This window comes from Bradyrhizobium monzae (genome assembly GCF_021458635.1).
GTDB lineage: Bacteria > Pseudomonadota > Alphaproteobacteria > Rhizobiales > Xanthobacteraceae > Bradyrhizobium.
This window is the reverse complement of the sequence record NZ_JAIRDQ010000004.1, coordinates 296,079-316,936: the sequence shown is the minus strand read 5'-3', so window position 1 is coordinate 316,936 and position 20,858 is coordinate 296,079. Positions and strand designations below refer to the sequence as shown.

Annotated in this window: 15 protein-coding genes; 7 read left to right on the top strand and 8 right to left on the bottom strand. The window is 63.3% G+C overall.

Going from position 1 to position 20,858, the window contains the following annotated elements:
• The first annotated feature begins 33 nt into the window (after positions 1-33).
• From K3F49_RS17860 to K3F49_RS17850, 3 genes are all read left to right on the top strand, one after another.
• Positions 34-411 carry an FmdB family zinc ribbon protein gene (locus K3F49_RS17860; RefSeq protein ID WP_234682262.1) on the top strand — a complete coding sequence of 126 codons (378 nt, stop codon included), beginning with the start codon at positions 34-36 and terminating at the stop codon, positions 409-411.
• Positions 412-456: 45 nt separating this feature from the next.
• Positions 457-1,497 (top strand): aliphatic amidase, encoded by a 1,041-nt coding sequence (locus K3F49_RS17855; protein ID WP_234682261.1) that lies wholly within the window; start codon positions 457-459, stop codon positions 1,495-1,497.
• A gap of 208 nt (positions 1,498-1,705) precedes the next feature.
• Entirely contained in the window at positions 1,706-4,819 is a 3,114-nt protein-coding gene (locus K3F49_RS17850; RefSeq protein ID WP_452101106.1) for an autotransporter outer membrane beta-barrel domain-containing protein, read from the top strand.
• A 3-nt stretch (positions 4,820-4,822) separates the two neighbouring features.
• Here K3F49_RS17850 and K3F49_RS17845 read toward each other — a convergent pair whose 3' ends face one another.
• From K3F49_RS17845 to K3F49_RS17835, 3 genes are all read right to left on the bottom strand, one after another.
• Positions 4,823-5,653 (bottom strand): MlaD family protein, encoded by an 831-nt coding sequence (locus K3F49_RS17845; protein WP_234682259.1) that lies wholly within the window; start codon positions 5,651-5,653, stop codon positions 4,823-4,825.
• A gap of 188 nt (positions 5,654-5,841) precedes the next feature.
• Complete coding sequence (locus tag K3F49_RS17840) at positions 5,842-8,061, bottom strand: acetate--CoA ligase family protein (RefSeq protein ID WP_234682258.1); 2,220 nt, start codon at positions 8,059-8,061, stop codon at positions 5,842-5,844.
• Between the two features lie 125 nt (positions 8,062-8,186).
• Entirely contained in the window at positions 8,187-9,284 is a 1,098-nt protein-coding gene (locus tag K3F49_RS17835; protein WP_234682257.1) for a GSCFA domain-containing protein, read from the bottom strand.
• Between the two features lie 182 nt (positions 9,285-9,466).
• Here K3F49_RS17835 and K3F49_RS17830 point away from each other — a divergent pair, with 182 nt between their 5' ends.
• Complete coding sequence (locus K3F49_RS17830) at positions 9,467-10,711, top strand: glycosyltransferase family 2 protein (RefSeq protein WP_234682256.1); 1,245 nt, start codon at positions 9,467-9,469, stop codon at positions 10,709-10,711.
• On the top strand, positions 10,657-11,112 hold the full coding sequence (locus K3F49_RS17825; protein WP_452101105.1) for a DUF7024 domain-containing protein: 456 nt from the start codon (positions 10,657-10,659) through the stop codon (positions 11,110-11,112). The genes K3F49_RS17830 and K3F49_RS17825 overlap by 55 nt, the downstream gene beginning before the upstream one ends.
• 11 nt (positions 11,113-11,123) lie before the next feature.
• Here K3F49_RS17825 and K3F49_RS17820 read toward each other — a convergent pair whose 3' ends face one another.
• The 3 genes from K3F49_RS17820 to K3F49_RS17810 form a co-directional block, all read right to left on the bottom strand.
• Positions 11,124-12,104, bottom strand: coding sequence for a glycosyltransferase family 2 protein (locus tag K3F49_RS17820; protein WP_234682254.1), 981 nt, complete (start codon positions 12,102-12,104; stop codon positions 11,124-11,126).
• Between the two features lie 167 nt (positions 12,105-12,271).
• The gene (locus K3F49_RS17815) at positions 12,272-12,841 is read right to left on the bottom strand and encodes a class GN sortase (RefSeq protein ID WP_234682253.1); all 570 of its coding nucleotides are present in this window, start codon (positions 12,839-12,841) and stop codon (positions 12,272-12,274) included.
• Positions 12,842-13,014: 173 nt separating this feature from the next.
• Positions 13,015-15,276, bottom strand: coding sequence for a marine proteobacterial sortase target protein (locus K3F49_RS17810; RefSeq protein ID WP_234682252.1), 2,262 nt, complete (start codon positions 15,274-15,276; stop codon positions 13,015-13,017).
• A 186-nt stretch (positions 15,277-15,462) separates the two neighbouring features.
• Between K3F49_RS17810 and K3F49_RS17805 the strand changes: the two genes are divergently transcribed.
• Entirely contained in the window at positions 15,463-16,233 is a 771-nt protein-coding gene (locus tag K3F49_RS17805) for a helix-turn-helix domain-containing protein (RefSeq protein WP_234682251.1), read from the top strand.
• Positions 16,234-16,610: 377 nt separating this feature from the next.
• Positions 16,611-17,819, top strand: coding sequence for a hypothetical protein (locus tag K3F49_RS17800; RefSeq protein ID WP_346657326.1), 1,209 nt, complete (start codon positions 16,611-16,613; stop codon positions 17,817-17,819).
• Here the strand turns inward: K3F49_RS17800 and K3F49_RS17795 are convergent.
• Together K3F49_RS17795 and K3F49_RS17790 are read right to left on the bottom strand one after the other, a co-directional pair.
• Positions 17,816-19,036 carry an ABC transporter substrate-binding protein gene (locus tag K3F49_RS17795; protein WP_234682249.1) on the bottom strand — a complete coding sequence of 407 codons (1,221 nt, stop codon included), beginning with the start codon at positions 19,034-19,036 and terminating at the stop codon, positions 17,816-17,818. The two genes, K3F49_RS17800 and K3F49_RS17795, sit on opposite strands and share 4 nt — an antisense overlap.
• A 74-nt stretch (positions 19,037-19,110) precedes the next feature.
• Positions 19,111-20,661: an acyl-CoA synthetase gene (locus K3F49_RS17790; protein WP_234682248.1), complete on the bottom strand. Its 1,551-nt coding sequence runs from the start codon at positions 20,659-20,661 to the stop codon at positions 19,111-19,113.
• Between the last annotated feature and the right edge of the window lie 197 nt (positions 20,662-20,858).

Genomic DNA, 20,858 nt, shown 5'->3' with positions numbered 1-20,858 from the left:
AAGCGGACATCACTGAGCGCGAAGGGATACAAGATGCCGGTCTATGAATATCTCTGTGACGATTGCGGTCCGTTCAAGGATCTGCGTCCGATGGCGGAATGCGACGATCCGCAAGACTGCCCGCATTGCGAGGCATCGGCGCCGCGCGTGATCCTGACCGCGCCGAATTTCTTCTGCATGCCGGCGGAAAAGCGCAAGGCGCACGCCGTTAACGAGCGCAGCACGTACGCACCGCAGACGCTCGCGCAATACAAGGCCTCGCACGGCCCCGGTTGCGGCTGCTGCTCATCGGGCAAGACGGTCAAGGACAAGAACGCGACGGACAAGAAGAAGCCGGCGCGGCTGGTGACCAAGACCAAGAGCGGCGCCAAGGGCTTTCCCACCGCGCGGCCCTGGATGATCAGCCACTAACGCCACGCGATGACCTCAAACGAATAAAAGACAGGAGCGGCCCAAATGCTTCACGGCGATATTTCCAGCAGCAACGACACCGTCGGCGTCGCGGTGGTCAATTACAAGATGCCGCGCCTGCACACCAAGGCCGAGGTGCTCGACAACGCTCGCAAGATCGCCGACATGCTGGTGGGCATGAAGGCCGGTCTGCCCGGCATGGATCTGGTGATCTTCCCGGAATACTCCACGCAAGGCATCATGTACGACTCCAAGGAGATGTACGAGACCGCCTCCGCAGTGCCCGGCGAGGAGACCGCGATCTTCGCGGAGGCCTGTCGCAAGGCCAAAGTGTGGGGTGTGTTCTCGCTGACCGGCGAGCGGCACGAGGAACATCCACACAAGGCGCCCTACAACACCCTGATCCTGATGAACGACAAGGGCGAGATCGTGCAGAAGTATCGCAAGATCATGCCGTGGGTGCCGATCGAGGGCTGGTATCCCGGCAATTGCACCTACGTCTCCGAAGGCCCGAAGGGCATGAAGGTCAGCCTGATCATCTGCGACGACGGCAACTTCCCCGAGATCTGGCGCGACTGCGCCATGAAGGGCGCTGAGCTGATCGTGCGCTGCCAGGGCTATATGTATCCGGCCAAGGAGCAGCAGGTTCTGATTTCAAAGGCGATGGCGTGGGCCAACAACGTCTATGTCGCGGTCGCCAACGCGGCCGGTTTCGACGGCGTCTATTCCTATTTCGGCCACTCCGCGATCATCGGCTTCGACGGCCGCACGCTCGGCGAGTGCGGCGAGGAGGAGTACGGCATCCAATACGCCCAACTCTCGAAGCATCTGATCCGCGATGCCCGCCGCAACGGCCAGTCGCAGAACCACCTCTATAAGCTGGTCCACCGTGGCTATACCGGCATGATCAATTCCGGCGAGAGCCCGCGCGGCGTCGCGGCCTGCCCCTATGATTTCTACAAGAACTGGATCGCGGATCCCGAAGGCACGCGCGACATGGTCGAGGCGATGACGCGTTCGACACCGGGGACTGCCGAATGCCCGATCGACGGCATCCCGAATGAGGCGGCGCCGAGCAATTACTAGGCGGTCGCGGCCGACGCGCGGCTTGGCCGGGGCGTGCTTTTGTGCGGAATGGTAGCTCCGCCGAGCAAAACCGTGGCGCGATTGCAACATAGCTGTCGGATTCTGCACGGGTTGTGCGCTAAACCGACGCATTCGTGGCGAGCGTAGTTCTACGGAAACTTCTCATGGCCTAAGTTCTGCGGCGGAATAGCATGGCTTGAGGTGTGACGTGAGGGGCGCGGGACTATCGAGGCCGCAGGGTGGCCTGCGCCGTAATGGCGCCGTGGCATCCGCTGGCGCATCGGCAATCCTGACGCTCTTGTTCGGCCTCGTCCTTTCGACGACCTCGGCTAACGCACAATGTGCACCCGATCCGGCTGCGAGCGGCCAGACCGTCACCTGTAGTGGCAACGATGCCGATGGCTTTCAGGCCGGCGTCGGCGTCAACAGTCTCAGCGTCAACGTGCTGTCGGGCGTGACGGTGAACGACAACGGCTCGGTCTCGATCGGCGTCAACGACTCCAATTCCGTCACCAACAATGGAACGCTGTCGGCAGGCTCGGGCCTGACCGGTATCAGCGTGGGCAATTCGAACATCGTCGCCAACAACGGCACCATCACGGTGCTCGGCAACGGCCTCGGCATCCTTGCGATCGATCACAATGTCATCGCCAATGCCGGAACGGTCACGACGGGCGACCATGGCGCCGCGATCTCAGTCGGCGACAACAATACCGTCACCAATAGTGGCGGTCTGACGGTTGGGATATTGGCGACAGGTATCTTATCGGGGCAGGCCAACACGATCACCAATGCCGCGACGGGCACGATCACCGGGGGCGGCGATTCGACCGGAATCTCCGTCTTTGGCGGCGGGTTCGTGACCAATGCAGGCGCGATCATGGTCGGCGGTTTCTCCAGCGGCATTGTGGCGAGCGCCGACGGCAATACGGTCACCAACACAGCGACCGGCACGATCTCGGTGGGCCAGGGCGCCGTCGGCGTCCTCATGCAAGGCGCTTTTGAGACCGTCAGCAATTTCGGCACCATCACGGCCGTCGGTTTCGGCATGGGCATTTCGGTGCTGGGCGATGACGCCAAGGTGACCAACGGCGGCAAGATCACCGCGGGCGACGGCGGCGGGGTGGGGATTTCGGTGCAGGGCGACCGGGGCGTGATCAGCCAAAACGGGACGATCAGTGTCGGCTTCTACGGAGTGGCCGTTGGCTATTCCGGCCTGTCCGGCACGGTCACGAACAGCGGACGGATCACCGGAGCCGATTCTGCCGAAGGCATCTTCGTCGCCGGCGACTCCAACCTCGTCACCAACAATGGCACGATCACCGTTGGCGCTTCCGGCTTCGGCATCGACGTGTACACGGCGAGTACGACCAATCAGGTCGTCAATACCGGCACCATCACCGTCGGCGCCAACGGTATCGGCATCAGCGTGAATGGCGGCGCGAGCGTCTTCAATTCGGGCACCATCAACGCCGCGACCGGCTTTGCCGCGATCGAGTTTTGTAGCTGCGGCCCGAATACGCTTACGCTCGGGCCCGGCAGCGTCATCAACGGCCTCGTGCTCGGCACCGGCACCGATACCTTCCAGCTTGGCGGGACCGGCAAGGATACGTTCAATCTCGACCTGATCGGCACCGGCCTCCAGTACGACGGCTTCTCGACCTTCAACAAGGTCGACAGCTCGACCTGGACGGTGACGGGCACCGGCAATCAGGACTGGAACGTGCTCGGCGGCACGCTGATGCTCGCCGGCACCATCAACGGCAATGTGAGCGTCGCGGCGGGCGGCACGTTTGGCGGCGCCGGCACGGTCGGAAGCTCCATCTCCGTCAACGGCGGCGCGCTGGCGCCGGGCAGCCCAACCGGCACGCTCACCGTGTCAGGGAATCTCTCGTTCACATCGACGTCGAGCTACGTGGTGCAGTTGTCTGGCACGAGCAATGGCATCGCGGTCGTGGTGGGAACGGCAACGCTCGGCGGCGCCACGGTCGTGGCCGTTCCGACCGGATTGATCGCGAAGCATTACACGATCCTGACTGCGGGCACGTTGCCCGACAAGTTCAACCCGGTCGTGGCGGGGCTCTCGTCGAATCTCCAGGCCAGCCTGAGCTACGACCCGAGCAATGTATTTCTCGATCTCGCGCTGAATTATGGTGGCGGTCTCAATATCAATCAGCAGAACGTTGCCAATGCTTTGACACGCTACTTCAACACCACGGGTAGCCTTCCCGTGGCGCTGGCGAACCTCTCGCCCGCCGGCCTTACGCAGGCCTCCGGCGAGCCGGCAACGGGATCGCAGCAGACGACGTTCAATGCGATGAACCTGTTCATGAGCCTGTTGACCGACGTGTACGGCGCGGGGCGCAGCGGCACTTCAGGCGCGACGCCTTACGTCGACGAAACGAGCGCGGCTGCTTCCGGCAAGCGCCCCGGCGACGCCTTTGCCTCGATCCAGCGCAAGGCGCCATCGCCGACATTCGAGCAGCGCTGGGATGTCTGGGCTGCCGGCTACGGCGGCTCGCAGACCACTGACGGCAATGCGGCGCTCGGTTCGAACAACACGACCAGCAGCGTCTACGGCACGGCGGTCGGTCTCGACTATCGCTTCTCACCCTCGACGGTCGCGGGCTTCGCGCTCGCCGGCGGCGGCACCGGCTTCGGCGTCAACGGCCTCGGTTGGGGCCACTCGGATCTGTTCCAGGCCGGCGCGTTCGTTCGCTACAATGCAGGGCCTGCCTATGTCACGGCCGCGCTGGCCTATGGCTGGCAGGATGTCACCACCAACCGCATCGTCACAGTCGCCGGCACCGATCAGCTGCGTGCGCAGTTCAATGCCAACGCCGTTTCAGGTCGTATCGAGGGCGGCTATCGCCAGGCGACGCCGTGGATCGGGCTGACGCCCTATGCCGCGCTCCAGGCCACGATGTTCAGCCTGCCGAGCTATTCGGAATTCACCGTGGTCGGCAACAATAATTTCGCGCTCAACTATGCCGCCAGGGACGTGACCAGCACCCGCACCGAGCTCGGCCTGCGCGCCGACAGATCGTTTGCTGCCGCGGGCGGCGTGCTGACGCTGCGCGGCCGCGCGGCCTGGGCGCATGATTTCAATCCGGATCGCGCGGTCGGCGCAGTGTTCCAGACGCTGCCGGGATCGGCCTTCGTCGTGAACGGTGCCGCGCTGGCACGCGATTCTGCGCTGACCACGGCGTCGGTCCAGATGAACTGGATGAACGGCTGGTCCGCGTCGGCAACCTTCGAGGGCGAGTTCTCGAACGTCACGCGCTCCTACGCTGGCAAGGGTGTCGTGCGCTACACCTGGTAGGCTCTACCGCTTCTGCTGCGCCGGCTTGCGCGGCGGACGCGGGGCGGCGGCAGGCGCGGGTGTCCCGCTCATCTTGTTGGCGGCTTCGCTGACATCGAGCAGCGAGCGGCGCGTGTCCTCCAGGAAGCTTGCGGATTTCTTCTTCATGGTGTCGGCGAGCTCGTGCAGCCCCTTCACCTTCTCGAACAACTCGTCGGCCTTGCCGTCGACGAAGCCGGGGACCACGCCCTCGATCTTCGTGACCGTCTTGTCGAAGCCCGCGAACGCATTGTCGACCTTGAGCATCACCGCGTCGATCTCGTCGCCCTTGCCTTTGAGGTCGGCGGTATGGTTTTCGAACGTACGGAGGCCGTCCTTGATCGCGGGTGCGTTGCTGACGATGGTGCGATCGACGCTGTGGAGCGTGTCGACGATGGATTCGGCGTCGCTGAGATCGGCGGTCAGCACGGGAATGCCGTCCGAGTCCAGCGGCACCGGCGGCGCGGACGGGGCACCGCCGATCAGCGAGACCGCAGCGACACCGGTGAGGCCCTGGAACTCGATGCCGGCGACCGTGTCCTTGCGGATCGGCGCGGTGTTATCGAGCGAGACCAGCGCCACGACCTTGCGCGGACTGTCCAGCTTGATCGAGAGGATCTGGCCGGCGGGCACGCCGTCGAAATTGACCGGGCCGCCGCGGCGCAGGCCGCTCGCGGAACCGCCTTCGAATACGACGCGCAACTGGCTGCGGCTCTGGATCGTGCGCCATTTCTGCACGCCGAGCATGCCGCCGAACGCCACGGCGATCACCGTCAGCGTCGTCGTTCCGATCAAGAGATTGCTCGCGCGTGCCATCGGGTGGCGATTTTACGACCAAAGCGGGGAAGTTGGAAGGAGCCGGGATGGCCGCAATGTTAACGGGGTCGGGTTAACGACTTGTCCGCCGTAGCTCGAAGAGCGAAGCGGAAGCGTAACCCGCCACTTTTCCGTCAAGCGCTACGCAAATCGGCGGATTGCGCTTCGCTCATCCGCCCCACGCGACATCAATGCTCCGTGGCGCGCTTTGCCGCGGCATTGTTCAGCACGATCAGCGCATCGACCGCGACTCCTGTTTTGGCATTGATCAGGAACGGATTGACGTCGATTGAGGCGATCCGGTCGCCGGCATCCGCGATCAAACTGGACAGGCCGACCAGCGCCTTCACGGCGGAGGCCTCGTGCAGCGCCGGCTTGCCGCGATAGCCGCGCATCTTGATGCCGGCTTTGGTGCGGCCGATCAGGAGCCGCGCCTCGGCCTCGTCCAGCGGCGCGCCGGCCAGCGCCACGTCCTTCATCAGCTCGATATCGATGCCGCCGGTGCCGAACAGCACGACCGGCCCCATCTCGGCGTCGAGCGACGCGCCGACCACGAGCTCGAGGTCGGCCTTGACCTGCTGCGCGATCAGGATGCCGTCGAGCCTTGGCTTGCCCTTCAGCTTCTTCACCCGCGCGGTGATGTCGGAAAAAGCTTTCTTCACCTCGGCGGCGCTGTTGAGGTTCAGCACCACGCCGCCGATATCGGATTTGTGCAGGATCTCGGCGCTGACGACTTTGGCCACGACCGGAAAGCCGATCTGCTTGGCGATCTTCACGGCGTCCGCAGCCGTCTGCGTAATTCCTTCCTTCGAGACAGGAATGCCATAGGCCTTCAGCAGCTTCTTCGAGGCGACCTCGTCGAGTGCAGCGCCGCTCGCCGATGCCAGCGCTTTCTCCAGCACGGTGCGGGCGGCGGGCTTCGAGCTCGAGACGATGTCGGGCACTTCCTTGCGCAGCCTGGCATAAGCGAGCAGGGATTTGATCGCGGTCACCGCGCGGTCCATGCCCTGCATCACCGCGAGGTGCGGCAGCGATTTGCGCAGGCCCTTGGTGAACTCGGTGAAGCCGATCGACATCGCGCTGATATAGATCACGGGCTTTGCGGCCCGGCTCGCCATCTCGTCGACGATGCGCAGATTGCGTTCGCGCTGCTCGTGCGGCGCTTTTGGAAACTCGGCGTCGATGATGACGATATCGATCTCGGGATCGTCGATCATCAGCTTGATCGACTTCATGTAGACGGAGGGATCGACCACCGCGGCAAAGCCGGCATCGAGCGGATTGCCGACGATCGAACCCGGGCCGAGCATCTTTGCCAGCTCCGAGCCGACATGCGGGCTCAGCGGCGCGAAGTTCAGGCCCTCGGCATGGAAGGCGTCGAGCAGCATGCCGCGCTTGCCGCCGGACAGCGTCACCGCCGCGAGCCGGTCGCCCTTGGGCACGGCGGCGTGGACGAAGCATTCGGTGGTCTCGATCAGCTCGTCGAGCCCGGCCACGCGGATCACGCCTTCGCGGGTTGCGATCGCGTCGAACGTTTCGATCGAACCCGCCAACGCACCTGTGTGCGCCATGGCCGCGGCGCGGCCGCCTTCCGATGATCCGAGCTTGAGCGCGATCACCGGCTTGCTCGCGGCACGCGCGGCCTTGCAGGCGTCGCGAAACGCTTTGGTGTTGCGCACGCCTTCGAGATAGACCACGATCACCTTGACGCTCGGATCTTCGGCAAAATAGCGCATCAGGTCCGGTGTCTCGAGCCCCGTCTCGTTGCCTGTTGTCACCATGTAGCCGACGCCGACGCCGCGATCCTCCAGCGCCTGCCGGATTGCCATGACGATGGCGCCGGATTGACCCGCGATCGCCACCGCGCCTTGTTCCATGGTGACGATGCGGTCGTCGATATTGGTGAAGAGCTTCTCGCCGGCGCTCAAATTTCCAAGGCAGTTCGGCCCGGTGACGGCGAGCCCGGTCTCGCGCACTGCCGCTTGCAATTCGGCAGCGAGCTGCTGGCTCGCCTCGTCCTGCAACTCGCTGAAGCCCGAGGTGACGATGGTGGCGGAGCGCGCGCCGGCCGCAGCCGCGTCGCGGATCACCTGCACGGCGAAGCGCGCGGGCACCAGCACCAGAACGTGATCAGGCTTCTCGGGGAGGCTCGCAAAATCCTTGTAGCAGGGCACGCCCCAGATGGTTTCGCGCTTGGCGTTGACCGGATAGAGCCCGCCCTCGAAGCCGTATCTGACCAGATTGTTCCAGATGCGCTCGGCGTAATTGCCCGGCTTGTCGGTTGCGCCCACCAGCACGATGTTGTGCGGATGCAGCATGGCGTGGATGCCCTTGACGATGTCACTGGCATCGGGCGGCGGCGACCATGGACGCGAAGAAACTGACGCAGCAGACACCTGGGCTTCCATGGCGTGACCTCACCCTTTGTTCTTTTTGGCCTTGTGTCGTTCTGTTTTATGGCGAGTTCTTCAGGGTAGCAACCGGCAGCATTGCATGCCGTGTCACGGAATAGTTTGATGGACGGCTGGCACCCTTATCTTCCGGATCCATGCAGTGCGCCGTGCAGCTTTTCGATCAGGGCGAGACGTTCATCGCAAACGCGCTTGAGCTCGTCGATCACCGCCAGTCGGTCGTCGCACACCCGCTGGAGTTCCGCATTGCGCCGTTCGAGTTCGGACAATCGCGCCTGCTCATCCGCAATCGGCGGCCATCGCAGAAGGTCCGCGGACTCGGTCGCCGATGTCCCATTGCTCGTGAATGTCCTGGCGAACAGATCGAGCACGAAATCGACGACGTGGTCATAGATGTGCCGATTGTCCGGCAGGAATGGATCGCCAATCATGGACGTGACCAGCTCATAACCCGGAAAATAGAAATAGATCCGATTGAGATCTTCGCCGCGACTGCGAAAGAACTCATCTAGGGCGCCGCGCACGATCGCCTTTGATGCGGCATTGGCCGTCACCGCGGACACGGGGCGGAACGTTGCTCCCAGGGGTTGGGGCGAGACCGTGTAAATGATCTTGAGCTTTGGAAGCCATTGCGCGCGGATTCGCTCGATCGTCTCGAGCGCCTCGATATTTTCCGCGAAGCTCATGACTTTAAATGCGTGACGTTCGGGGTCATGCCATTTTGGCGGCATCACACGCCACAGCGGCTCCCCGGTCAGTCTGTCGTACCAGATTTCCGACAGGGAAAGCGTTGCGATGAAGACGTCAGCCTCCATCAATGCCTGGCGCATCGCCAGACGTTTTTCTTCCGTGGCATAATTTCGCTGCTTGCTCTTGTCCGCCCACAGCAAGTCCCCCGGGTCGGCCTCTCCGAATGCCCAGCGAAACTGTTGCGCTATCACGGCAATATTCTCGAACGGATTGCGTGCAAGCACCAGGAACGGCTCGCCGCCCGGTTGTTCGTACCCGTTTTTCGCCAACCATTCGATGAAGTGGCCGGCAAAGCAACTTCCGAGCGCCATCACCCTCGTGCCGGGGCGGATGAGTGGCTCGGCCGGCAGCCAGCCCTTGAGCGCCGCCGCGGGACCGCTATCCCTCAACTCGTCCTTGTTCGGAAAACGCGTATGGGGCGTGCCGAGATACCAGGTGCGCTCGGTCGCGTCATCCTTGGCGAGAGCCACCCAATCGTCCCATTCGCCGGCGTCGAGATCCCGTCTTCCTCCATGTTCCCATATCCAGCCACGAGGAGACGACATGCTTGCACCGGCTGCAGGGGAGTTCGGGTTGTGCTCGCGCGAAGGGTAGCATTGCCGTCGGTCCGGTGAAAGTGCCAAACCGCCAGCCAGTATGCTACGATTGATTCATGCCGCTTCTATCCGTCGTTGTCCCCACCCTCAACCGTCCCGACACGCTGCGTCACGCACTGGCGACGTTGGCCCAGCAGTCGCGCCTGGCCAATTGCGAGTTCATCGTCCAGAACAACGGCGGCAATCCTGAGATCGCGGAGCTGGTCGCGGGCTTCGACGACACGCGCTTCAAGCATTTTGCAAGCGACGCCGTTCTCACCATGACCGACAATTGGGAGGCCGCACTCGACCATGCCTCGGGCGAGTACGTTACCTTCATCGGCGATGACGACGGCCTGATGCCCTATGCCTGCGCCACGGCGGAGAAGATCCTCGGCGATGGCAGGATCGATCTCCTGAGCTGGGACGCCTACAGCTACTATTGGCCGGATTTCTATCATCCGGCTTTCCGCAACCGTCTGCTCGCCGAGATCGACTTCACCTCGACGGCAAAGCGCGTCGCCTCGCGCGGCGAGTTGGAGCGCGTCTACGGCTTCCAGGCGCATTATGCGCGGCTGCCGATGATCTACAACTCGTTCGTCCACCGACGCGTCATCGAGCGGATGCGCGCGATCGGCGGCCGCTATTTCATAGGGCTTTCGCCCGACGTAGCGTCCGGTATCGTCAATGCGGCGTTGACCGACAGCTTTGTTCGCCTGTCGCGGCCGCTCGGCATGGCCGGGTTTTCGGGACACAGCACCGGCCATCTGCTGTTCTTCGAGACGACGGATGTGCTCGAATCCTCGCGAGGGGTCCGAGATTTCGGACCCGTCGACAGCGATCCTCAATTGCCGGGTCTCAACGCGCTCCAGCTTTTCATCGCTCAGGACATGCTCGACCTGAAACGTTTGCTGCTGGCGGGTGACAGCGAGATGCGGGTCGATTTCAAGGCACTGGCGCAGGCTCTTGCGAGCGACGTCAACAATCGGCCGCCGCTCTATGATTGGACCGTACAGACGATCGGCGAGCTGGCGCGCCTGCATGGCTTCGACGCCGCCGACATCATCATTCCAGCGCGCCTTGCGGATCGTCCGCCACCCCTTGTCGGCGTTCGTGCAACCGGGCCTAATCGCGTGCTGTATGAACTCGACGGCTCTGCGCTTGGGCTCAGTTCGATCGCGGATGCGGTTCGTGTGATCGCGCAATTCGTTCCGGATCAGGCGCCGCTCGATCCGGAGAATTGTGAAGCATCCGCTGCGGTGCGATATTGGGCGCGGATGCGCTCGACTTCACGCGCGATGGGGTCGGCGTTGCTGCGTTGATCGAAGGATGGAGTGAGCCGGAAGAATGGGGTACATGGTCCGTCGCCAGGAGTTGCGTGCTTCGCTTCGAGGTCCGTCCTGCTCCGTCACGACCGGTCGAGGTTGTCTTGGCATGCCGGGCCTTCGTCTCGGACAGGAATCCACAACTACGAGCCGTCTGCCGCGTCGGCAACGGAGAGCTACAGCAATTGATGTTCTCGGTGGATGCATTCACCGGCCTGCGCAGGCTGAGGCTCGATCCAGCCGCGATTGCCGCCGACGGGACGTTGACGATCAGCTTGGCGCTGTCCAATCCGCGCTCGCCCGCAGATCTGGCATTGAGTTCCGACGTGCGGCCGCTTGGCATCGGTATCGAGCGGGTGTGGCTCGAGGGCGACATCCACGCCTCATCAGGTCCGTGATCGCCGCGTGTTCAGTACTGTAGCAGGCCTAGCTTGCAGCCATAATGATAGGCCAATTGCTGTACGAGATAGGGGGCGATGGCACGCCGGATCTGCATCTGCGTCGGGTCGAAACCGAGGACACGGCGCCTCAAGATGCCCATTTCCCTGACGCCGATCGAATAGGTCGCCGCGGTCTTCTGCGCGTCATGAATGCGGAAGCAGGCGAGGAATCGCGGCAAGCGCACGAACTTGAATCCGGCGGCCTGCGCCCGCAGGATGAAATCCCAGTCCATTGCGTAGTGGAAGCTTTCGTCGATCGGCCCGATCCTGTCCCAGACGCGCTTGCGCCAGAACATCGTCTCCTGTGGAATGTAGTCGGCATATTGCAGCGCCTTGCCATCATGGCGCGGCAGCACGGCGCGGCCGACCTCGAGGCCTTCGCGATCGATGAAGACGCGGTGACCGTAGATGATGTCGACGTCGGGGTGTTCCATGAAATAGTTGGCGACATAGGCGAGCGTCCCGGGCAGCAGCATGTCGTCGCTGTTGAGATAAGCCATGATCTCGCAGTCGACGCCGGCAAAGCCGAGATTGATTGCGTTGGATTGGCCCTCATCCGGTTCGCTTTTCCAGCTGATGCTGTCGCCGCGGCTCTTCAGGAGCTCGAGCGTGCTGTCGATCGAGGCGCCGTCCTGCACGTGATAGTAGAGGTTCGGGTAAGCCTGACTGACGATGCTGTCGATCGTCGCGCCGAGATATTGCGCGTGATTGTAGCTCGGCGTGACCATTGCGATCCGCGGCGCATTGGCGGGAATCGCGGGTGCGGGCTTGAACGCGTTCAGGTTGAGAAGTCGCGGCGGATATTGCTCGAAGGTCCACATCGGCGGTCGCCTCCAGAAGCTGCGAAGGGAGGCGCGTCTCTGCCCGGCTGCAATGAGATGCTGGTTCCTCTCCAGTAGCGCGACGCGGTTTTCGAGGTGCTCGAGACGCTGCTTGAATTCTTCGTCCATCAACGACTTCTTCTTCCTGCTCATTGCAGAATAGGAAACCAACTGGCCATTCTTATAGGTCTACGATCGGCGGCGCCAGTTGAGCGGTCCGTCAAACGTGATTGTCAGGCATGTCATGCGCGGTCTGGGAAGGGTCGGCAGACCCCGGGCGGGCCGAGTGTGAACCCTTATCCATCGGTTCCAATCAAGGTGGCGTGCAGGATGTAACGCTCCGGACCCGATGTGACCGAGTCGAACGGCCAACAGGTCGCAAGCACGAGTTCGAAGCCATGTGTCGTCGGATCGATGCCCGATGCGTCAAAATGAACCACGCTTGAGGCGTCTGCGCGATAGCGAAAGCGTTTGCCGTCACTGCGTGTGACATCGATCACGTCACCAGTGGCAACATCCCGCAGGAAGCGGAAATGTGTATCGCGATGTGCGGCATATACGGCAACGCCGCGCTCGCCTGCATCAACCGTTTGGTGGATGTGGCCGGGTCCGAAAGCGAGCGCCTGGCCGCTCGTGCCTTCCAGCACGATGGCGCTGGCGCCGATCCGTTTCACCTCGATCCGCGCCACCGGCCAGGTATCAGCCCAGGACCATGGCTTGAACGGCTGGCCGGTCGCAACGCTGTGGTCGAACGCACGCTCCAGGAGGACCTGCGCGAGCCACGCTTTGGCGTGGATGTAGGCGCCGTCGCCGAACAAGATCGTTCCGACAAGTGCGAGAACCAGAGGCGAGATGAAGCGGGGCATTGTTTCCACAACCATCATTGCGAGCGAAGCGAAGCAATCCAGGGTCTTTCGGCGGAGGCAGTCTGGATTGCTCGCTGCGCTCGCAATGGCGAGAAGAAAAAGGGCGCGCGCGGCCGTTGGTATCGGGACGGGCAGCCGCGCGCGCCAAGCAAGAGGAGTCGGGGGCTCCTCTCTCAAGCGACGTCAGTGAGCAAGCGCTGACGTCGGTTGAACACGAACAGGATCAGAGCGAGAACGATCATGATCAGGCCTGCGATCATCTTCAGCGCGGCCGAGGTCGCGGTCTTGGGCAGGCGGATCGCATCGGGTGTGACGGGAGCCGGACGCCTTGCTGCAGGCTGGCCTGCATCGGCGCGGCGCTCGCGCAACTGTGTCGGCGTCAGCTGCGGCCGTTCGCCGAACACCTTCGCGAAGTCCCAACCCGCCGGCAGGTTGATCGGAAGCTCGCTGACCTTGAGCGGTTGGCCTTCGGGGCGGCTCGGCGTCTTGTCGACCGCGACGAGACTGGTCAGTCGCGTGACGATCTGATGGTCGAGCGCCAGCGCGAGGATCGTCTTGTCCGTGTCCTCCGGTGTCATCTCGCGGAGCGTCCGCGCCACCTCGGCATCGCCGATCTTGCGCCTGGCCCAGAGCTTTGACAGGCCTTTGCCCTCGGCAGCGTTTTGCAGCGGCAGTGTCACCGACCACGGCCGGTCGCCGACGCGACCCTTGATCTCCAGCGAACCCGCAAGCTTGTCGAGCTTTGCTGCGAGCACGAGCGGCTCGTCGCGATAGATGTCGGGAATGATCGCGGGGGTGACGTCGACCTTGGCTTCCGAGAATTTTGCGGTGAGGCCGGTCACGGCAGGGTTCTCCAGCTTGGCGAACAGGCCGCGCATGCGCTCATCGACCTGCTCGACGGAGCCGATGTGGGTGAAGGCACCGCGGCCGAGTTCGGAAGCCCGCGTCATCAGATAGGTGTTGGGCGCGGAGCCGATGCCGACCATGAAGATGCGCGAGCGGCCGCGCATCGCGGTGATCGTCTCGAACAATTGCTGCTCGTTGCCGATCGCGCCGTCGGTCAGAAACACGATCTGGCGAACCGTGTTGGTGTCACCGAGCTTGTCGGTCAGGGCCGCACGCATCGCCGGCACCATCTCGGTGCCGCCGCGCGCTTGTAATGCGCTGACGAATGACGTCGCCTCACTGACATGCGTGGTATCGGCTGGCACCGGGGTCGGAAACAGCACGTCCATGGTGTCGTCAAAACGGATCACGTTGAAGCGGTCGTTCGGCTGGAGGCGCCCGAGCGCATAGAGCAGGCTCGCCTTGGCCTGCTCGATCGAGGTGCCGCCCATCGAGCCGGAATTGTCGATCACGAACAGCACTTCGCGCGGCAGCGGCTTCTGCGTTGTTTGCTCGGCGGCCGGCGGTGTGACGAAGGCGAGCAGATAGTCCGCATCGCCGACATGCTCGCGGAACAGGCCGACCGACGGCGCCTTCTCGGCGGTCGGCTTCCAGGTCAGCTCGAAGTCACGGTCGGCCGGCACGTTGCCGTCGGCAAGCGTCACGACGCGCGTCGCGTTGTCCGGGCTCGCGATCTTGACGTTGTGATGGTGGCTCTTCACCTCGCCGAGCGCAAAACCGGCTTTCAGGTGCACCGTGATGCTGGTCGGATTGATCGGCGCGTTGTTGGCGGGATCGAGCACCGGGGGCGAGATGCGGTCACGGTCGGGCACCGGGTCTGAATGGGTAGCGCCCCAGCCGGAGCCGTCCTTGCGGAAATCGACGCTCTGCACGATCGGCGCCGGATTGTAGCGTGGCCCGACCACGAGCGGCACGCGCAGCGAATATTCGTTGCCGGACTGATGCACCGGCTCTTGGTATTCGATCTGCACCAGCACGGTTTCGCCGGGACCGATATTGGCGACGGAGTTGGTGAAGATGTTGGGCCGCTCCTGCTCGGTGAGCGCGGCCCTTTGTCCGTTGCGGCGCGCCTGCTCGTAAATTGCGCGTGCCTGCTGACGCGCCTTGATGTCGCCGACGATGACGCGGTCGCCGACCACCATCTTGAGCGTGTCGACGGCGCCGTCGGCGGCCAGCGGGTAGACATAGGTCGCCTCGACCCAGTCCTTGGTCGGGTTGCGGAAGATCTGGGTGACGCGGGTGCGCAGCGTCGGGCCGCTCACCGTGATGTCGACATCGATCCCAAGGCGAATGGCCTCCGTGTAAGCGCTGTCCTCCTTCAGGAGGAGGCTGCCGGACTTGGCATCGCCGGGCTGGAGCAGGCTTGCCTGCTCGGTCGTCGCCGACCAGCCCGGCGCGAAGCTCACCAGCAGGGCCACGAAGCTGACCAGGAGCACGGCAATGCTCTGTGCCAGGAGGAACAGTCCGACCTTGACCACCCTGCCGAGCCAAGGATGCTCGTTGCTGTCGACCGCGTCGCAATTGCTCATTTGCCTGCTCCCGAAAGGTGTTTGACGACGCCGAGCATCGGCCGGGAGGGGGCGATTTCGCGAGCAGAATGATCGGCAATGTTCCGCCACGGCTGGCCTTGCCGGGCCACCGCTTTGGCGGCCATGTCCGGTTTTGTGCTGACTTGTCCGCCCTGCTAGACTGGCGGCCGTGGAGCAGGGTTAACGATGCAGACGCCGGATAAACTCAACGACGGGCAGCTTTCGGACGACCAAAGCCGGGAGGTCGCGGAGACGATTCGCGAGGAGATCGCCAGGCGCAGGATTTCGCGGCAGGCGCTGGCCGAGCAGGCCAAGCTCAGCCTGTCGACGCTGGAGAAAGCGCTCGGCGGCCGCCGCCCGTTCACGTTGGCGACCACGGTCCGGCTCGAGCAGGCCCTGGGCGTGTCCCTGCGCAGGAGCACGGCTGCGCTGTCGCCCGCGGCCGGCAACGATGTGGCGCCTGACAGCCTCGGCTCCTATTCGCATCGCGCGGTGACCTGGATCGAGGACGTCTACATCACGCTGCGGCCGTCGTTTGGCGACAAGGATGCGATCTTCGCCTATCGCACCGAGATCGTCTGGGAGCCGAAGGTTTCTTCGCTGGTTTTCCGCGAGGGCGAGCGGACCGATGCGGCCTATGAGCACACCGGCGAAGTTGCAGTGCCGCACCAGTCGGGGTTCATCTATCTTGTCATCAACAAACACGGCCAGCATCGCGTGATCACGGTATCGCGGCCAACTGTGTCTGGCGCAATGTACGGCATTATCTCGACGCTGCGCGCCGGTGCCGGCTCGCAGCTGACGCCGGTCGCAGCACCCATAGCCTATGTGCCGGCACGGAATATCGTCGATCCGGCAGTGGGCCGGATCGCACCCGACCACGCGAATTACAAGCTGTATCGCGATCACCTTAGGCGCACTGTCGACGAGTCTTTTGCGCTCTTTTTGCCTGCCTGAACCCGCGCCCGAATCGGCGTCTTGAGCGATCAGGTTGAGGAGTGAAATCCAGCATGACATCCGGCTTGATATCCGGCTTGGGCCCCGACCGGCCGCTGTTCTCCGTGATCATCCCGCTCGAATATCACCGCGGTCGGTGGGAGCAATCCTGGCTCGGTTGGACATCGCAGACGGCGGACCGGTCTCTCTATGAGATCATTCTGGTCGTGCCGCCTGACTTCACCGCGCTCACGGAGCTGAAGGCGCTCGCTGGGGACAAAGCCCACCTCGAATTCGCCGATTCCGTTCACGATATCGGGCTCAGCGCAATCGGCGCCGCCAGGGCGCGTGGCCGCTATCTGTTCTTCACGGAATCGCATTGCCGGCCCGAGCCGGACGTGATCGCGCTCTGCATCCGCGCGATCGACGAGCACCCCGATTGGGCGGGGTTTTCCTGTCGCTCAGTCCCGATCTGCCACAACCGCCTGTCGGAGGCGGAAGCTGCGATGTACCAGGCGGACATCGAGTTTGGCATGAAGCAGCATCCCTGGCGCAAGGTGCTCGACCAGTGCTTTGTGACGCGGCGCGACGTTTACGAGGAGTGCGGGGGCCTGCGCGAAGAGCTCGGTCATTTCGCCGAATGGGTGCTCGCCGCCGGATATTTTGCGCGGGGCTACACCATCGGTTATCTCGAAGCGGCGTGCTTCCATCACTATTACGTCGGCCGGATCGGTGAGCTGAAGACATTCACGCTCGATTTCGTGCAGGGCGAGATCCGCTATCTGAGTGAGGCTCGGCGCGATCCGGGCTGTGAGCTGCTCGAGATTCCCCGCGAATGGAGCGAGCCGGACAATTTCGATGGTGCGCTTGCCCTCCAAACGCTGAATGCGCTGATGCGCTACACGGGCTGGAGGAGGAGGCCGGGCGAGAAGCTGCGAGCCTTGTGGCGCTGGAGCGCGCCGGCGCTGTTTGGCGATCTCCATGCGCGTGTCGTCGCGCGCCTCGCCGTCGCACATGCGCGGTCGGTGCTCACAGCACTGATCGTGATCGGGTCGAGCGACGCCATCGCCCACTGGATGAAGCGCTACATCGCATCGCTGATCCGCCTACAACGGCTCGCATGCATCCGTCGCCTTCGTGACCATGCCAAGCCTACGCCTAAATTGCTGGGCGATCATGTCCTCGCGCAGCTCGGATTTCACGACGTGGAGACCGCGGCCGGCTATACCTTTCGCTGGAGCGAGCCGCAGGCTGCCATCCGCATCAAAGGCTGGCCCGGGCGCAACATTGTTTGCATCCGAAGCCCGGCGCTGCGTGCGCCGCTGGATAAAATCGGCACGCAATTCTACCTCGACGGGGCGCATGTCGACCCCGCCGCGATCGATATCGGTTGTGACCGCTATACGCTGAGCTTGGATCTGCCAAAATCAGGCGTCGCGACCCTGGCATGGGCCTGTCCCGTGCTCAGAGGTGTCGGCGATTTGCGCCATCTCGGCCTTTCCGTCGTCGCCATCGAAGTGAATCAGGAGGCGTGCAACGGCGATCAAAAAGATAGCGGCCTTTCGGCCGCTATCCCGCACGTAGTGGCGATCTCCGATCGAAGCTAGCCGCTCGGCTCGGCGCTGATGATGGGGCCGAACAGCTCCCATTGGCCGCTCTTGAACCGCCACATCTTGAGCTGCTCGATCGGCGCGAAGTCGGTGGCCGAGGTGTTGATCGTGATCCCCGGGATCAGCGTGTCGGGGGTGAAGTCCTTCAGGCTGGCGGCCTGCTTCATCACGTTCTCGCGGGTGAGGTTGTCACCTGCCTGCTTCAGCACCTGCACCATGGTCTGGGCGGCGGCGTAGCCGTAAACCAGATTGGCGTCGGAGATGTTCGCGCCAGGCATGTACTTTTCGATGAAAGTCATGAATTTCTTCATGCCGGCATCGTCCTTCCACTGCGGATCCGAGGCGTCCTTGAGGTAGCCGGCCGAGAGCACGCCCTCGGAGGCTTCGAGGCCCGCCGGCTTCATCACCGCGCCGATCGAAACCGAGACGTCGGTCATCAGGTGCATCGGTTTCCAGCCGAGCTCGGCCATCTTCTTGATGGCCTGCGCCGCGAATTTCGGGGTCGAAATGTTCACGAAAACGTCGGCGCCGGTGTCCTTGAGCTTGACGATATGGGCGTCGATCGACGGTTCCGACGTTTCGTAGCTTTCTTCAGCCACGATCAGCTTCGATGCCTTGTCGCCGAACACGTCCTTGATGCCGGCAAGGTAGTCTTTGCCGAAATCGTCGTTGGCATAGAAGATCGCGACCTTCGCGTCCGGCTTCTCCTTCAGAATGTATTTTGCGAAGATCCGTGCCTCGACCCGGTAGCTCGGCTGGAAGCCCATGGTCCAGGGGAAGTTGTGCGGATCGTTCCACTTGCTGGCGCCGGTGGCGAGGAAGAGCTGCGGCACTTTCTTGGAGTTGTGATATTTCTGCACGGCGGTCTGGGTCGGCGTGCCCAGCGCGTTGAACACCAGGAAAACCTCGTCGCTCTCGATCAGCTTGCGGATCTGCTCCACCGTCTTCGGCGGCGAGTAACCGTCGTCATAGGAGATCCAGTTGATCTTGCGGCCGTTGATGCCGCCCTGGTCGTTGATCATCTTGAAATAGGCTTCTTCGGTCTTGCCGATGACGCCGTAGGCGGAAGCAGGTCCTGAATAGGCCTCGACATTGCCGATCTTGATCTCGGTGTCGGTGACGCCGGCGTCGTATGCCTTTTGTGCCTGGGCGCCCTGGGTCGTGAGCAATGCCAGGGCCGCTGTAGCGGCGAGCAGGGAGAGTTTCCTCTTCATAAAATTTCCTTGGGTTTCTTGGTTGGAGACAGGCACGTCAGAAACAAGGAAGCGCCCACACGAGGGCGCTTTGATCAGGCGTTGGCGACTTTCTTGTCGACCTCGGAAGCGACCGAGAATTCCTTGCGCAGGGTCGGCTTGTGGATCTTGCCGGTGGCGTTGCGCGGCAGCGCATCGACGAAGCGAACCTGGCGCGGACATTTGAAGCGCGCGAGATTGGCCGCGCAATGCGCGAAGACATCCGCCTCGGTCAGCCGCTGGCCCTGTTTGACCGCGACGATGGCGAGGCCGACCTCGCCCCATTGCGGATCGGCAATGCCGATCACGGCCGCTTCGGCGATTGCGGTGAGCTGGTGCAGGACATTCTCCACTTCAGCCGGATAGACGTTCTCGCCGCCGGAGATGTACATGTCCTTCCAGCGGTCGACGATGTAATAAAAACCTTCTTCATCGACGCGCGTCGCATCGCCGGTGTGCAGCCAGCCGTCGGTGAAGGAGGATTTGTTGGCCTCCGGCCTGTTCCAATAGCCCGGCGTGATGTTCGGTCCCTTGACCCAGAGTTCGCCGAGCTCGCCGACATCGGCATCGCTGCCGTCGGGGCGGACGATGCGGACCTCGGTGTGGAGCACCGGCTTGCCGGCGGAGCCGGCCTTGCGTGCCGCGTCCTCGCGATCGAGCACCAGCACGGCCGGCGACGTCTCGGTCATGCCGTAACCCTGTTGGAGCGCGACGCCGCGCCCCTCCCACACCTTGAGCAGCGGTACTGGCATCGGAGCGCCGCCGACACCGCAGACGATCAGCCGGGAAAGGTCAGTCGTTGCGAAGGCCGGCTGCTGCGCCATGAATTGGTAGATCGCAGGCACGCCGAAGAACACGTTGATGCCTTGCGCGGGATCGTTGATCAGGCCAAGCGCCGTGCCGGGATCGAATGCGCGCATGATCATCACGGTGCCGCCGGCATGCAGCACGGGATTGGTGTAGCAATTCAGTCCGCCGGTGTGGAACAGCGGCAGCACGGTAAGCAGCACCGAGGACGGTCCGATACAGGCGGGACCGCCGAGATTGACGCAATTCCAGAATGTCATGCCGTGGGTGATGGTCGCACCCTTCGGATGGCCCGTGGTGCCCGACGTGTACATGATGGTCGAGACGTCATCGAGCGTGACGTCCTCGGCGCGCTCCAGCCGCTTGGCGGATGCGATCCCGGCCTCATAGACGCCGCCGGCGCCGAGCAGCAGGCTGGTCGCGACGTTGCAGAGCTTGGCCACAGCGAGCGCCGTCTCGGCCAGATCGGTGTCGTGGATCATCACCTTCGGCGCGCAATCACCGGTGATGAACTGAAGCTCGGGAACGGTGAGGCGGGTGTTCAGCGGCACGAAGACGGCGCCCAACCGTCCGCAGGCGAACTGCACCTCCAGCGTATCGGTCGTGTTCAGCGCCAGCACCGCGACGCGGTCGCCGCGTGAGATTTTCAGCGTGTGGCGGAAGAACCAGGCGAGGCGCGAGACGCGAGCGTCGAGCTCCGCATAGGTGAAGCGGCGCTCGCTCGCGAGGTCGATGGCCGCGACCTTGCCAGGCGCGCGGCGCGCATGATGAGCGATCCAGTCGTAGTAACGAACGGCCAACAATCCCTCCCTCGGCGGTCGTGTGCCGCCTGCATTTTTATTGCTGTGCACCATGCCCGGCGTGGCCCTGGGAGGCCAGCCGGAGTTTTGTGCAGCAGTCTTTTTTGATTTGGAGTTGGCCTGCGAGGGATGAAAACCGTCTTGCGTTGAGTTGCTAGGTCTTGGGCCGGCGAGGTGCCACGCCCCACCCAGCCACT